The following is a 14,356-nucleotide window of genomic DNA, read 5'->3' as shown; positions in this document are numbered from 1 at the left end:
CCTGTGTTGCTTCCTGGGCTGGGTTTAGGTCCAACGCCCAAGCGTCAGCGGCGGTAAACGCGCCGAGCTGCAATAACACAAGCAGCACACCTGCCTGACAACGCGGCTGCATTATTTACCGCCCAGCTTGTTGAACAGCGAATCTTTGAGCTTGTCTTTCAGCTTGTCAGTTTCCTGCTTAAGCTGGCCTTTCATCAGCGCTTCTGTGTCGAGCGCAAACTTGGGCTCAGTAAAGCTGCCGCTGATGGCAAGGGGAATATCCACGCCCGACAGCGCCGTGTTACCGCCCTGACCTTCGAGCGAACCCACCACCTTGGTGGAAAGCTTGTAGTCGAGGGTCTCAGCCAGCAAATCGGCGCCGCCGTTACCGGAAATCCGCAGTAATGGCGACAGCATCAGCAGATCCGGGTTATTGGCCTTGCCATTGGCGATGGCAATCGAGCCGGTCAGGCTGGAGAAGTCGGTCTTTTGCTCAACATTCCCTTCTGTGCTCAAGTCACCCTTGAGCTTGGCCTGGGCACCGCGGATCATCTGCGGCACGTTCACGCCGTAAAGCGCGCCGTCTGCCACTTCAAACTTACCGTTGGCAACGAGGTTTTGCTTGGCGCGCTCTGGCACCAGACCCACGCCCTTACCCTGAATATTGAAGTTGGCGGTACCGGCCAGCAAATCCACCTCAGCCGCATCTTTCAGCAGTGGTTGAATCTGTACGCCGCTGATGACCTTGTTAAAGCTGTAAGAAGCAACTTTTTTACGACCATCAAGACTGGCACTGGCGCTCAGTTTTCCGCCGTAAAGCCCTGCCGACAGCTCATCGACCTTCAGCACGCCGCCATTGAGATTGGCCTTGAGTTTCCAGTCCTGGGTCGACAACCCCGACACCTTGACTGAGGCGATGCTTAAATCAAGCGTCGCATCCACGGCTTTCATGCCGGTCAAATCGGGCTCAGTTTGGGCGGACTGGGCGCTTTCATTGCCTTTCGCCTTGGCGTCGGCTGCTTTATCGGCCTTGTCGGTACCCAAAAGCGCGTCCACATCGATGGCACCCAGCGCCAGTTTCACTTTCACCTGCGGCACCTTGCGGCCATAGTTGGCATCGATACTGCCCTTGCCTTCCACGTCCATCACCTTTAATGAATCCACCGCCAGGCTTGCGGTCTGAGCGGCAAGGTCGGCCTTCACGCCGCCGTTAAAGAGCACCTTAACCTCACCCTTGGGCAGCGAGGCACCCTTGGCATCCAGCGCCAGTTTAAAGCCTGCCAAATCAAGGGCATTCAGCGCATAATTCACGGTAAGGGTGGCACTGCCTTCACCGCCAAGCTTCACATCCGGGGTATCGGCGCGGAAACTTATCTCAAGTGGTGTGGCCTTGCCCGGAGTAAATTCACCCAGAGTGAGCGATTCCAGCGTGAACTCCTGACGGCTGCCAGCGGCCTCATCAATCAGGGTGATGCCGGTGTCGGTAATGCTGATCCCGCCAATGGCGATGGCGCTGAGACCTGGGCCACTTCCTTCGGTGGTTTCGGCTTTGGGCGCTTTATCACCGCCTTTACTCAGGCCATCAAAACTGGTGCGGCCATCTTTGGTGGTAATAAGTGTCAGCTTGGCACCATCGATTTTCAGCTGATCGATCTGCACATCGCGGCTCAGCAGCGGCAGCAACTTCACTTCGGCCACCACTTCATTCACCGCCATCATTTGGCTTTCGCTGAAACCCTGTGGGTTGGACAGACTTACGCCAGCCAGACGGATCCCAATAGAGGGAAACAGCTGCCATGACAGCGGCTCGCTGATCTCCAGCTCGCGGCCAGTTTGCTTTTTCACTTCATCCACCAGCATGGGTTTGAAGTCGTTGGGGTCAAAAATCAGGGTGATGTAAATCACCGGCAGTGCCACTAAAAGTACAATGGCAACCAAGATCCATTTAATCAGTTTCATCCTGCGTGTCCTGTTTAATCCTGTTCAATAATGGGCAAGGCATCGTGGGAGATGGCTATCCCGTTGTCGTCGGCATAAATCCAGTCACCGGGATTAACGGTGACGCCGGCTATGCTAATGGTAACACCTGCATCGCCCAAACCACGACGTTCTGTTTTAATCGGTACCGCAAAAAGTGCCTGTACCCCCAGCGGCAGGGTGGCAAGGGTGCCTGCATCGCGCACAGCCCCCTGGATAATGACCCCTGCCCAGCCGTTGTCCACCGCCGATTTGGCAATTAAGTCGCCAAGCAGAGCCTTTCGACGTGAGCCGCCGCCATCCACCACCAATACTCTGCCATGACCGGCCGTGGCCAGAATTTCCTTCACCCGGGAGTTATCTTCAAAACAGCTGACGGTGACAACTTCACCATAGAAGATGCGCTTGCCGCCAAACTGGCGCCAATCTGCTGCCAATAACTGCAGGTGTTCACTGAATTCATCAAACAAGTCCGGTAACAGGTCGTGCATGTGTTATCTCCCTGATATTGCGATTTATTGAGCCTTACACTCTGGCAAAACCCTCTGTTCGATTGCGGCTGTGATTATCCTGCCACAGCGCATTTCACTTTTTCATCTCATCGTACCACTTTAACGCGCTGAATATTGTGGCTCAAGAAGACGACTCTCCTTTATCTCTTGTGGTCTATTCTTTATAATCGACGTTCCTTTTTTGACCCGTCACCCGGGTCGGTCGGTTTGTACTGTAATCTGTACAGGTAAAGTGAAGCTAAGATGACAACCGAAATCGATTTACAACAAGCAATTGCCGCTCTGGATGAATACGGCTACGAAAAGAAACTGTCCACGGATCTGGAACAGGCCAGAAACAAGCAGCAAATGCGTAAGTATCTGGATTCACTCGACTACAGCCTGCGCCGTATGGAGCTGCTGCAAGAGGCGGTAAACGAGTGGGTTGCCGATAAAAAGGCCGATCTGGCCCAAAAAGAAAGCATCCAGACTTATAAAACCAAAGTCATTAATCTCTCCAAAGAATTAAACCTGTCGTATAACGAAGTGTTGGAGATTATGGCTGGTCTTGATAGCCGCAAGAAATAATTCATCAGGCCGCCAATGCGGCCTGATTTTTTATATTCCCGCTATACCTTAAATACCGCGATGATGGCTTCCATTTGTCGCGAGTCCTGCTCGATACGATCGCTGGTTTCGCCCACAGCCTCACTCTTGGTCTGATTATCTCTTGAAATATCATTCATCCGGGTAATATTTATATTGAGTTCGGCAATCACAGCACTTTGTTCTTCAGTAGCGGCTGCAATTTGGGTATTCATATCATTAATTTGCGCAATTGCCTGTTTGATTTGCCCAAGCGCATCCACTACCTGGGCCGTTTCGCCCACAGTCTCCTCAGACTGATCCTTGGCACGGCTGACCGAGGCATTGACTCTGTCCACCGCGGCTCGGATAGCTTCAATAATGCCATTGATTTCACGGGTTGACTCCTGGGTGCGACTGGCAAGGGTTCTCACTTCATCGGCCACCACCGCAAAGCCGCGTCCGGCCTCTCCTGCCCGGGCCGCTTCAATGGCCGCGTTCAGCGCCAGCAGGTTGGTTTGCTCGGCAATGCCCACAATCACATCCAAGATCTGCCCGATTTCACCCGAGCTTACCTGCAACTCCCTTGCGACTTCAGTCGTCAGCTCCAGCTCGCTCGACAGCTTGCGAATATGCTCCATGGCATTATTCACCACCAGATTGGTACTGTCGGCCTGACTGTCAGCATTCACAGCCGACTGCGCCGCCAACTGCGCATTTGACGCCACTTCCGATGCCGTCATCGCCATTTCATTGATGGCCGTGGCAACGCTTTCGGTTTCCTGCTGCATACTTTGGGTCACATCTGTGGCCTGATGGGCAATTTGCGACAGACCCATCGCCAGGGTGCGGCTGTCTTCCACCGAGTCGCGCACCGAGCTCACCAGTTCCTGAATGCGGGCAATAAAGAGGTTGAAGTAGGCGGCCACCTGAGTCAGTTCATCTTTGCCATCTTCTTTCAGGCGCAGTGTCAGGTTACCCTCACCTTCGGCAATGTCTTTGAATGCGGTCAGCGTTTGTTTGAGCGGCTCGGTGACACTACGGCTTATCACCAGCAGCAGCGCCAGCACCGGGCCCCACACCAGTACAAATATCAGCAGGTATTGCCAAGCGAAGGCCTTCTCCTGGGCGGCAATGTCATCCACGTATATACCGGTTCCCACAATCCAGCCCCAGTCAGGAAAGCGTTTGACCACGCTCATTTTTGGACTTGGCGCCTCGGCATCAGGTTTATTCCACATGTAATGCACCAGCGCCGAGTCGCTGCGCTCGGTAAGGCGGATCATTTCACTGAAGAGTTTCACGCCGTTGGGATCGGCCATTTCTCGCACATTGGTACCGACCAACTTTTTGGCGAAGGGATGTTGGATCATCTCCCCCTGACGATTGATGGTGAAGTAATACTCGTTGCCGGCGTAACGCAGACCATCGAGGGCTGCCAGCGCTGCCGCTTTGGCCGCTTCTTCACTGATAACGCCGCTGCTGGCCTGCTGGTGATAGCCATCAATCATGCTGACCGCCAAATCGGTCAGGGATCGCAGCCGCGCCTCCTTTTCCTGCACCAGTACGGTGTTCATGCTACTGAAGGCATAGAAAAACATCGCCAGCGTTGCCACCACAGACAACACCAACATCAACAACATTCTTCGGGATATTCGAATATTTCTCAGGATCTGACTCAACATAAGCACGACTCCTTCCCGCCGGAACTGGACACATTTTCTCCATGTTAATGCGTGTTCCGATAAAGCACACTACACTTTAGTATGGGTTTTCAGGGGCGCGGGGAAATATGAGACCGATTGGTTTTGGGCTGATTTCACTACTGGCAGTTGGATTGTACCTGCTGATAGTAATGGGCAATCCCAAACCTGTGTTTTCAGCCCCGTTAACCATTGCGGTTTCATCTACGCCGCTATCCAGTCCTTTTATCTTAGCCGACAAATACGGCCTGTTTAAAAAGCAAGGGCTCGAAGTACAAATCAAGCTCTACCATGGCGGCCACCGCTGCTTCGAAGCTCTGATGAGCGGTGAAGTGGAACTGGCCACCAGTTCAGAATCAGTGGCCATGTACAACGCCTTTAAACGCAACGATTTTTCACTTATTGCTACCTTCGTCACCTCCGATAATGACGTCAAACTCACGGCACGCCGCAATGCCGGCATTGAGTCGCTTGAGGATGTGGCCGGACACAGGGTCGGCATGATAAAGGCAAGTGCCAGCGAGTATTTTTTCCACTCGGCACTGATGCTGCACGGGGTTGAGCCCAGCGGCATTATCCCGGTGTATCTGCCGCCTGAGCAGCTTGGCCCTGCGCTGCAAAACAATGAAGTGGATATGGTGTCGCTGTGGGAGCCCTACGCCAATCAGGTTGCTCAGTCATTGAAGGACGAAGGTTTCCAGCTATCCACAAAGGGGCTGTATAGGTTGTCGTTTAACCTGATGGCAAAGCGCGATGATGTGCAGGCCAAACACAGTGTGCACACAGCACTACTGAAGGCCCTTGAAGATGCCATTGAGCTTATTCAAAACCAGCCGGACGAAGCCCGGGCAGCGGTGAGTGACTATCTCAAGATCCCCGCAAGTGAAATCGATAGCTACTGGCCCGATTATCACTTTCACCTGACGCTGGATAAAACATTGCAGCTGGATTTGTTGTCCCAGGCACACTGGGCTATATCATCTGGCTATGTTGAACAATTAGTGGCGCCGGATTTTCGCGACTTTATCGATGACACAGCGCTCAATGCGCTGCACGGACAAATGGGCGGCCCGGGAGGCACACCATGACATTGGCAGGACGCTTAAAGCTTGCGGTGATTATCTCATCACTGTTTTTGGTGGTGATGATGGGGATTTTGAGTTACATCATGTACCTCGATAATCAGGGCTACAACAACAGTTACCGATATCAGGAGCTGCAGATCACCCTGTCTCAGCTTTCAGGCGAGCTGTGGCAGCTGCGCCAATACGAAGACTTTCAGGCGCTGGAACGGGCGATTGATTTATCGTTAACCCTCGATGCTCAGATACAGGGACTCAACCAGCATCAGAATGCCAGGCTTGGCCATATTGAAAAGGCCAACACCAACCTCAGAACCCTAATGGGGCTTTATCCACGAACTCAGGACGCGCTAAACAGCGAAAATCTGAATATGCTGATGGCCCGCATCAACACCATTTTGCTGTCGATGCAGGACGAAGTGGGCGAACTGCGGCATCAATTGGTGGCGCGCCAGCACGAAGCAAAAAAGCTGATGTTGGTGGTGATTGCGCTGCTGCTGTTTATGTCCAAGACCGTGGTGATCCTGTTTAACCTCAATACCCTCAAGCTGTTCCGCCGCGGCCTTGATAACCTGGAGAGCGGCATTCGACAGCTTGCCAGCGGTGATATGGCAAGCAAGGTGCCGGAAGAAGTCGAGAATCCCGAGTTCACCACCTTAAGTCAGCACTTCAATCGCATGAAGCAGGAGCTCAAAGACTCTACCATCAGCCGCGCCGATCTTCAGGATGAAGTAAACAAGCGCACCGAACTGCTGCAGCTGCAAAAAGAAAAGCTTAAGTACGAAGCCGAGCACGATCCCCTGACCCAGGTTTACAGTCGCAATGCCTTCGCCCGTATTCTCGAACAAAGCCTCAAGCGGCTGCAGCGCAATGGCGGCACAGGTGCCCTGCTGTTTATCGATATCAATAAATTCAAACCCATCAATGACAATTACGGCCATAACATCGGCGATCATGTGCTGATCACCGTAGCCCGTCGCATCGCTTATACCCTGCGCCAGTCGGACATGATTTCCCGCCTGGGCGGCGATGAATTTGTGGTGTGGCTTGAACCCATTGAATCACCAAAGCAGCTTGATGTGGTGGTCGAGAAACTATTGGACAAGCTACATCAGGATATCGGTTTTCAAAACGTGCATCTGCTGATAGACGTAAGCATTGGCGTGGCCTTCTACCCGGAAGATGGCTCCAATATCGAAGCCCTGCTGGAAGTGGCCGACAAGAACATGTACGCCTGTAAGCGGGGCGCGCCCAAGGGTTATGTGTCCAGCTCACCCCGCTGAGGTCAGTAGCGGGCGAGCATCCGCATCAGCTTATCTTTTCTAAGCCACAGCAAACCGATGCAAACTGCCAGATAGATGCCAGGCTCAATCACTTCCGACTTCACCGACCACAGGTAATGCACCGGCACCAGAATGGCCGCGACATACACCAGATTATGCAACCTCTGCCAACTGCGCCCAAGCCTGCGGCGCACACCATTGGGGGATGTCAGCGCCAGCGCCAGCAAAATAAGCAGCGATATCATGCCCACCACCAGATACGGACGCTTGATCACTTCGGAAAAAAGCAGCCCCCATGCAAACAACAGATCCAGGCTTAAAAACAGCATCAGGTGAATTAAGGCATACGCAAAGGCCCACAGGCCCAGCAGTCGCCGACATTGCATCAGCGCTCCCAGTTTAAGCCACTTAGCGAGAGGCGAAACCAACAAAGTAAGCATCAGCCCGTGCAGTGCCCCCTTACCGGTGAAATGAATAAGGTACTGCACAGGATCGCCGCCGAGGCGCTCTGCCATTACCCCCCATACCAGCCACAGCAGAGGAAGCATAAAGCCCAGGTGCAACAGGGTTTTTAGTACCAGCAGGCCGCGACTGCCCAGTTTCATCAATAATACCTCTTTAAATCCAGCCCTTTATAGAGCCCCGCCACCTGTTCGCCATAACCATTAAAGGGCAAGGTGGGGATGCGGCTGGCAGAAAAAAGCCCGCCGGGGCCGATGCGCCGCTCACTCGCCTGGGACCAGCGCGGATGATCCACGTCAGGGTTCACATTGGCGTAAAAACCGTACTCATGGGGCGCCAACTGATTCCAGCTGGTGGGCGGCTGCTTGTCGGTAACACGGATTTTGACGATGGATTTGATGCTCTTAAAGCCATACTTCCAGGGCACAACCAGCCGGACAGGCGCGCCATTTTGTGGTGGTAGGGTTTTGCCATACAGGCCCACACTGAGCAGCGACAAATCGTTCATCGCCTCGGCAAGCGTCAGCCCCTCAACATAGGGGTAATGAATGCCACCGCCCATCAAACGACTCTTTTGGCCGGGCATTTCATCAGGGGAAAACAGTGTCTCGAACGCAACATGGGTCGCCCCCGCCTTCACACCGGCCTTTTTAAGCAGCGCCGCCAGCGGAAAACCAACCCAGGGGATCACCATCGACCAGGCTTCAACACAGCGCAGCCGGTAGATGCGCTCTTCAAGACCAAACGACTTGATAAGGTCGTCGTAATCGAGCTGCAACGGCGTATCCACCAAACCTTCAACAGACAACAGCCAGGGATCCACTTTTAGCCCCTGGGCATTGGCAGCAGGGTCTGACTTGGCGGTACCAAACTCATAAAAATTGTTGTGACTGATGACCTTATCTTCCGGCGTCAGTACTTCACCAGCGCCATCAAATCCGGGGGCTTTCACAAAACTCAACGGCTCACGCACAAATGCGCTGGTTTCTTTACTGGAAAACACATCAAACAGTCCGGCGTGCACCGAGCCTGGCAAACTCGCGCCAATGGCTCCAAGGCCAAGCGCCTTGATGAGCGCCCGGCGGTCATGAAACAGGGACTCAGGAGTCACCTCTGACTCACTCAATTGCCATGAAGGTTTCACCGGATTTCGCCGACGGGAGAAGGATTTCATCTGCTGCTACTCCAAAATAAGTCACCAACCACAGAGGATTAGACAAGAAAAAGGTCGGACTTCTTTCATGGGCTCGTCAATTTTTTGTCCGTCTGGACAATTATCATGCTTTAGACCCTTGAAGGGGGTAATCGCCCATGCCAAGCTTAGCGCCATCGGACCCGATTTAGGAACGCCATGACCCCGCTTGAGCTTTTTTCCGTTCCCCAGTGGATTGCCATCGCCGCCATTGCCTGCCTCTTTTTGATGATTGGCGCCCTGGGAAATCAAATTCTTACCCGCAGACGTTGGGACAGCCTGGATGCCATGCGTCAAAGCCAGCATCAAGCCGCCATCGATACACTGGAAACCCAGCTTGAAGAAGCCAAGGTTCAGCTCGATGACAAAGAAGACAGAGTTAATTTTCTCCAAAGCCGCCTCGAAGACGTCAGCCAGCGTTTGGGTGAGGCCAATGCCAAGGCCAGCCGCTTACCAACCCTAGAGCAAAACCTGGCCGACAGTGGTCGCCAGCTCATGGAAGCCCGGCTCGAAACCGCCAAAGCCCAGGCGATGCAGCAGAGTCTCAGCGCCAAATTCGAGGTTGAACGTAAAGGCTTTGAAGAAAAGCTGGCGCTGCTCGAAGAAGCCGAAGAGCGGCTTAAGTTGCAATTTGAAAATCTTGCCAACAAAATTTTTGAACAAAGAGCTGAGCAGTTAAAGGGCCAGAATTTACTACAACTCGATACCGTTATCGGACCATTAAAGCAGCAGATTGACGGATTCAGAAAGCAAGTCAGTGAATCCTATTCAATCGAGCAAGCAGAGCGCAGCACCCTTAAGCATCAGCTTGAACAGCTGGCGGCGCTTAACCTGCGCATGAGTCAGGATGCCATTAACCTCACCAACGCACTTAAGGGTGACAATAAGCAACAGGGCAACTGGGGCGAAGTGATTTTGGAGCGGGTGCTGACAGAAAGCGGCCTGCGTGAAGGCCACGAATACCACACCCAACAGGAGCTCAAATCCGACAACGGTCAGAAGTTCAAACCCGACGTGGTGGTTCACCTGCCCGGCGACAAAGACGTGGTGATAGACGCCAAGATGTCCCTCACCGCCTATGAGCGCTACTTCAATACGACTGACGAGCTTGAACGCCAGGGCGCACTCAAAGAGCACGTGCAATCGGTGCGAAACCATATCAAGCTTTTGTCTCAAAAGGATTATCACAAGCTACATGGCCTGAAAACCCTCGACTATGTACTGATGTTTATTCCGGTGGAGCCCGCCTTTTTGCTGGCGCTGGAGCAAGACCCGTCCCTCGTGGGTTTTGCCCTTGAGCACAACATCATGCTGGCCAGCCCCACTAACCTGTTGGTGGCGCTGCGCACCATCCACAATATCTGGCGTTACGAGTATCAAAATCAGCACGCCCAGCAGATTGCCAATGCCGCTGGTCGCATTTACGACAAGCTGTGCAACTACGTGGATGAAATGGAAAAACTGGGCCGCTCGCTCGAGACAGCACAAAAAAGCTATCAGTCCGCCATGGGGAAACTCGCATCCGGGCGCGGCAACCTTATTCGTCAGGCACACCAGATGCACAAACTTGGAGTTCAAAGCAGCAAGCAGCTCGATAAACAGCTGCTGGACAAGGCGCTGGATGAGACCCTCGACGATTTTGAGGACGACTTGACCGAGTCACCCGTACAGGAAAGCGCCGCTTCGGCGCCCCGATTGCAACCCAATTAGAGACATCAGGATCACGGAGGATTATTCCCCATGCTGAAGCAGTTTTACGGCATTTGTCTCAGCTCTCTGGTGCTGTTTTCGGCCACCGCCAAGGCAGACATTCAGGAGCAACGTCGCCAGTTTGTCGAGGCTGAAAAGGCCCTGCGCGCGGGCGATAGCAGCACATTTAAACGCCTTCGCAAACAGTTGGATGACTATCCGCTGACGGTGTATCTGGACTTCAATGCCAACATGGACGAGCTGGTAAAAGTATCAGGCAACCAGGCGCTTAAGGCTTTTGGCGAATTTGAAAATACCCCGCTGCTGGGCAGCGCCCGCTATCGCTACTTGAAAACCGCTGGCGCCGCGGGCCGTTGGGGCGATTTTCTTACCCTGAGCCCCGATGCTCCCCGCGATACCGTGCTGCAGTGCTACTTCTATCAGGCCAAAATCGTCACAGGTGCCACCAGCGAAGGCTACGATGGTGCACGCAGACTCTGGCTTGATGGCCGCTCCCGTCCGGAAGAGTGCGATCCCCTTTTCAACCTGTGGACCAAGGCGGGCTACCGCACTCAGGAAATGATTTGGAGCCGGATGTTCCTTGCCTTCGAGGCCCGTGAAGGCAAATTGCTGAACTATCTTGCCCAGAAGGTCACCAATTATCCCAAGGAAGCGCAAAAGTTACTGGCACTCTATAAAGACCCTCGCAACCTGCGCCATACCGAGCGCTATCGCGCCAAGGCCCCTGTGATGGCCGAAATGGTGGAGCTCGCGCTTAAGTCTCTGGCCCGTAAAGATCTTAAAGAAGCCGTAGCCTTGATGGCTAAATATGAAAAGGCCGGCCGTTTCAGCAAGACTCAGGCTAAAGAGCTGCATGCGTATCTCGTGCGCCGGGCACTGATCCGTCAGGAGGAGTCGTTGCAGGCATATTGCGATAAACACCTCCCCGCCCTGGCCTCTGACGATTTAACCGAGATGCGGCTTCGCTGGGCACTGCGTGACAACGACAAAGACGCCTTCAGCCGCTTTTTGCCGCTGCTGAGCGCTGACACCGCTGGCAAAGACCGTTGGCAGTACTGGCAAACCCTGTTCGGGCAGGACGCAGACGCCATTGCCAACGCCAAGGCAAGCCTATTGGCGGACCGCAGCTTTTATGGTTTCGCGCTCGCTGACCGGCAAAAGAGCACTCCAAGTCTAAACCACACCCCTGCCGCAACCGGCTTTGATCTGCCAACCCTGAAAAGCGATAAGGGCTTTGCCCGCATGCAGGAGTTTTTGGCATTGGATCGCCCCAAACAGGCCCGCAGTGAATGGCTGCAGCTTTTAGGCCGCGGTGATGATAAGCGCAAAGCCGAATATGGCCGCTGGGCCGAATCCAAAGGTTTGTACGCGCTGGCGGTAGACGCCTCTATTCAGGGCAAGTTTTGGGATGATCTGTCGATGCGCTTCCCCAATGCCGAAGACGAGGGGTTCAGCAAGGCAGCCAAGGCCCATAAGCTCAATAAAGAGGAGCTAAGAGCCATTGCCCGCCGCGAAAGTGCCTTTAATCCTGCGGCAGTATCTGGCGTGGGTGCCCGCGGCCTGATGCAACTGATGCCCGCCACCGCCAAGCAAACCGCTAAAAAGCAAGGGCTTAAGTACAAGGGTGAAGCGGAACTCTATGAACCTGCCTACAACATTCGCCTTGGCAGCGCCTATTACGCCTCCCTGCTTGAGCGTTACAACAACAACCGGGTGTTGGCCACGGCGGCGTATAATGCAGGCCCCTCGCGGGTCGATGCCTGGCTTGCCCGCACACAGGGGAAGCTGGACGTGATGGCCTTTATCGAGTCCATCCCCTTTAGGGAAACCCGCGAATATGTGCAGGCGGTATTCAGCTACCGGTTGATTTATGAGCACAGAAAAGGCGAGCCCGCACCACTCTTTACCGATGCGGAGCTGAACTTCAGTTACTAAATTCGCTTTAATCGCGAAGTCAATTTCCATCTCAAACAGGGAGCCCAGTGGCTCCCTGTTCAGTTTTAGCGCAATCAGCGCGCCTCAAACCGTAAAACTTTTGTCTTGGGTTGCGCCACCGCCATTAATGATAATAATTACCATTCCAAACTTTGCAACTTTTGTTGATTTCCATGAGCTCTCCCGCAACTGCCCTGATGTTGGGCTGTGAATTTCAGCCGCTTGTCTGTCTGCAAACCGGCAAGCCCAGAGGCTATGAAGCCCTGGCTCGTTTTTATGCCAAGGATGGCTCATCCATAGCGCCCAATCGGGTGTTTGACTGTCTGCACGCCTGCCCGGCCGCGCTGGCCGAAACCGAATTTGCCGCCAAGCGGCTGCAACTTTCACTGGCACCAAAGGGGGCGCCGCTGTTTGTTAATCTCGACCCCCACAGCCTGACCCCAGAGCTTCAGGGAGCGCTGCTGCCCATGCTGCAGGCGCGGGGCGATTTGGTGGTTGAACTGATTGAGAACACCTGCATCAGTGATGCGCTGATGGCATTATCGCTGCAATCCTCCTTACAGGCGGCAGGAATTGCCGTAGCGCTGGATGACATTGGCGCCCCCCACGCTATGTTGTCGCTGGAGCTGTTGTCTCGGGTGGACTGGATTAAGTTCGACCGCCACTGGCTAAACCGGCTGCATATTGGCCCCGAGCGTAAGCTACTCGAGTCGCTGGTCGGCTACGCCCACAGCACAGGTAAGTTCACCGTAATCGAGGGCATTGAAACCGAGCAACAGCGACAAGCGGTAGCTGCTATTGGTTTTACCCTGGCACAAGGCTTCCTTTTTCAGGCCCAATTCATAAAACCCATGGTAAAAGAATTACTTTCGGATAAAACTGTCGGACTTCTGGACGAACTTGCCGCAAATAACATCAGCGCTGGAATGACCAGCCAAAATTGCGCATAGTTAATGCAGGGTTAACTGAGGCCACAAACTCGGGTGTCTTACCCACATCCAGGCCATTAAGGATTGAAGGGATCACATGCAGGATAATACCGCCGCCAAGAACGCCACTGAGCTTGAAAACCTAATTGCGCAACTCGAACGGGTACTGCTTGGTAAATCCCGGCAGATCCGCCTGGCACTGGCCTGCGTGTTGGCAAGGGGCCACCTGCTTATCGAGGATTTGCCCGGCATGGGCAAGACCAGTCTCAGTCAGGCCATGGCCAAAAGCCTGGGTCTGTCCTATCAGCGCATCCAGTTCACCAGTGATATGCTGCCCGCCGATATTCTGGGGGTGTCGATTTACGATAAATCCCTCAATCAATTTGTGTTTCACCCAGGCCCGCTGTTCAAACAGATGGTGCTGGCCGATGAAATCAACCGCGCCAGCCCCAAAACCCAAAGCGCGCTGCTGGAAGCCATGGCCGAAGGTCAAACCACGGTGGATGGCAACACCCATTCGCTGCCAAAACCCTTTTTTGTAATTGCCACTCAAAACCCCACCGACCAATCGGGCACCTTCCCCCTGCCGGAGTCACAGCTCGACCGCTTTATGATGCGGATTTCCGTGGGATACCCCAGCCGGGAAGCTGAACTCGCCATGCTCAAAGGCAAAGGCGAAGATCCCGCAGGCAGCCTGCCACAGTGTGTCAGCCCAATGGGGCTGATGCAGCTGCAGGCCGAGGTCGATAAAGTGAGTGCATCCGATGCCGTGCTTGGATACCTGCTGGCACTGGTGGAAGAAACCCGCGCTCAGGGCGAGGGCTATGGTCTGTCGCCCCGGGCGACCAAGGCGCTGCTGGCAAGTGCCAAGGCCTGGGCCTTCCTCGCCGGAAGGCAGTTTTTGGTGCCGGAAGATATTCAGGCCGTGTTTGTGTGCGTGGCGCAGCATCGCTTAAGAAGCAGCAGTCTGCATCAGGGTGAAAGCCTGGCGCAGCGTATTCTTGCCAGTGTTAACCCTATCCGTTAAC

At 54.0% G+C, this 14,356-nt stretch carries 12 protein-coding genes; 7 read left to right on the top strand and 5 right to left on the bottom strand.

The window, feature by feature from the left end:
- Positions 1-111: 111 nt before the first annotated feature.
- Positions 112-1,938, bottom strand: coding sequence for an AsmA family protein (locus MJ923_RS08375; RefSeq protein ID WP_240590694.1), 1,827 nt, complete (start codon positions 1,936-1,938; stop codon positions 112-114).
- Between the two features lie 14 nt (positions 1,939-1,952).
- A complete protein-coding gene (locus tag MJ923_RS08370) occupies positions 1,953-2,447 on the bottom strand; it encodes a putative 4-hydroxy-4-methyl-2-oxoglutarate aldolase (RefSeq protein WP_240590693.1) in 495 nt (164 codons plus the stop codon).
- Positions 2,448-2,711: 264 nt separating this feature from the next.
- Between MJ923_RS08370 and MJ923_RS08365 the strand changes: the two genes are divergently transcribed.
- Complete coding sequence (locus tag MJ923_RS08365) at positions 2,712-3,035, top strand: hypothetical protein (protein WP_126167037.1); 324 nt, start codon at positions 2,712-2,714, stop codon at positions 3,033-3,035.
- Between the two features lie 41 nt (positions 3,036-3,076).
- Here MJ923_RS08365 and MJ923_RS08360 read toward each other — a convergent pair whose 3' ends face one another.
- Positions 3,077-4,717 (bottom strand): methyl-accepting chemotaxis protein, encoded by a 1,641-nt coding sequence (locus MJ923_RS08360; protein ID WP_240590692.1) that lies wholly within the window; start codon positions 4,715-4,717, stop codon positions 3,077-3,079.
- A gap of 107 nt (positions 4,718-4,824) precedes the next feature.
- Here MJ923_RS08360 and MJ923_RS08355 point away from each other — a divergent pair, with 107 nt between their 5' ends.
- Together MJ923_RS08355 and MJ923_RS08350 are read left to right on the top strand one after the other, a co-directional pair.
- A complete protein-coding gene (locus MJ923_RS08355; RefSeq protein ID WP_240590691.1) occupies positions 4,825-5,823 on the top strand; it encodes an ABC transporter substrate-binding protein in 999 nt (332 codons plus the stop codon).
- Positions 5,820-7,100 carry a diguanylate cyclase domain-containing protein gene (locus MJ923_RS08350; RefSeq protein ID WP_240590690.1) on the top strand — a complete coding sequence of 427 codons (1,281 nt, stop codon included), beginning with the start codon at positions 5,820-5,822 and terminating at the stop codon, positions 7,098-7,100. The genes MJ923_RS08355 and MJ923_RS08350 overlap by 4 nt, the downstream gene beginning before the upstream one ends.
- A gap of 2 nt (positions 7,101-7,102) precedes the next feature.
- On the opposite strand, the gene msrQ is transcribed toward MJ923_RS08350, so the two are convergent.
- Both msrQ and msrP read right to left on the bottom strand, forming a co-directional pair.
- Complete coding sequence (gene msrQ, locus MJ923_RS08345) at positions 7,103-7,705, bottom strand: protein-methionine-sulfoxide reductase heme-binding subunit MsrQ (RefSeq protein WP_240590689.1); 603 nt, start codon at positions 7,703-7,705, stop codon at positions 7,103-7,105.
- Positions 7,705-8,736 (bottom strand): protein-methionine-sulfoxide reductase catalytic subunit MsrP, encoded by a 1,032-nt coding sequence (gene msrP / locus MJ923_RS08340; RefSeq protein ID WP_240590688.1) that lies wholly within the window; start codon positions 8,734-8,736, stop codon positions 7,705-7,707. The genes msrQ and msrP overlap by 1 nt, the downstream gene beginning before the upstream one ends.
- A gap of 177 nt (positions 8,737-8,913) precedes the next feature.
- Here msrP and rmuC point away from each other — a divergent pair, with 177 nt between their 5' ends.
- From rmuC to MJ923_RS08320, 4 genes are all read left to right on the top strand, one after another.
- Positions 8,914-10,464, top strand: coding sequence for a DNA recombination protein RmuC (gene rmuC / locus MJ923_RS08335; RefSeq protein WP_240590687.1), 1,551 nt, complete (start codon positions 8,914-8,916; stop codon positions 10,462-10,464).
- Between the two features lie 30 nt (positions 10,465-10,494).
- Positions 10,495-12,399 (top strand): transglycosylase SLT domain-containing protein, encoded by a 1,905-nt coding sequence (locus tag MJ923_RS08330; RefSeq protein WP_240590686.1) that lies wholly within the window; start codon positions 10,495-10,497, stop codon positions 12,397-12,399.
- Between the two features lie 173 nt (positions 12,400-12,572).
- Positions 12,573-13,349: an EAL domain-containing protein gene (locus MJ923_RS08325; RefSeq protein ID WP_240590685.1), complete on the top strand. Its 777-nt coding sequence runs from the start codon at positions 12,573-12,575 to the stop codon at positions 13,347-13,349.
- A 76-nt stretch (positions 13,350-13,425) separates the two neighbouring features.
- Positions 13,426-14,355, top strand: a complete 930-nt coding sequence (locus MJ923_RS08320; protein ID WP_240590684.1) for an AAA family ATPase — start codon at positions 13,426-13,428, stop codon at positions 14,353-14,355.
- The last annotated feature ends 1 nt before the right edge of the window (position 14,356 follow it).

Origin of the sequence: Shewanella zhuhaiensis, assembly GCF_022484835.1 — a bacterium.
Lineage (GTDB): Bacteria > Pseudomonadota > Gammaproteobacteria > Enterobacterales > Shewanellaceae > Shewanella > Shewanella khirikhana.
Note: the sequence above shows the minus strand (reverse complement) of the source record. Positions and strands in the feature narration are given on the sequence as shown.

What these genes read in the sequence shown, in the direction of transcription:
- MJ923_RS08370 (WP_240590693.1), bottom strand. Translation starts at nt 2,447, where the DNA reads ATGCACGACCTGTTACCGGACTTGTTTGATGAATTCAGTGAACACCTG.
- msrP (WP_240590688.1), bottom strand. Translation starts at nt 8,736, where the DNA reads ATGAAATCCTTCTCCCGTCGGCGAAATCCGGTGAAACCTTCATGGCAA.
- MJ923_RS08320 (WP_240590684.1), top strand. Translation starts at nt 13,426, where the DNA reads ATGCAGGATAATACCGCCGCCAAGAACGCCACTGAGCTTGAAAACCTA.
- MJ923_RS08375 (WP_240590694.1), bottom strand. Translation starts at nt 1,938, where the DNA reads ATGAAACTGATTAAATGGATCTTGGTTGCCATTGTACTTTTAGTGGCA.
- MJ923_RS08360 (WP_240590692.1), bottom strand. Translation starts at nt 4,717, where the DNA reads ATGTTGAGTCAGATCCTGAGAAATATTCGAATATCCCGAAGAATGTTG.
- MJ923_RS08350 (WP_240590690.1), top strand. Translation starts at nt 5,820, where the DNA reads ATGACATTGGCAGGACGCTTAAAGCTTGCGGTGATTATCTCATCACTG.
- MJ923_RS08365 (WP_126167037.1), top strand. Translation starts at nt 2,712, where the DNA reads ATGACAACCGAAATCGATTTACAACAAGCAATTGCCGCTCTGGATGAA.
- MJ923_RS08325 (WP_240590685.1), top strand. Translation starts at nt 12,573, where the DNA reads ATGAGCTCTCCCGCAACTGCCCTGATGTTGGGCTGTGAATTTCAGCCG.
- MJ923_RS08355 (WP_240590691.1), top strand. Translation starts at nt 4,825, where the DNA reads ATGAGACCGATTGGTTTTGGGCTGATTTCACTACTGGCAGTTGGATTG.
- MJ923_RS08330 (WP_240590686.1), top strand. Translation starts at nt 10,495, where the DNA reads ATGCTGAAGCAGTTTTACGGCATTTGTCTCAGCTCTCTGGTGCTGTTT.
- rmuC (WP_240590687.1), top strand. Translation starts at nt 8,914, where the DNA reads ATGACCCCGCTTGAGCTTTTTTCCGTTCCCCAGTGGATTGCCATCGCC.
- msrQ (WP_240590689.1), bottom strand. Translation starts at nt 7,705, where the DNA reads ATGAAACTGGGCAGTCGCGGCCTGCTGGTACTAAAAACCCTGTTGCAC.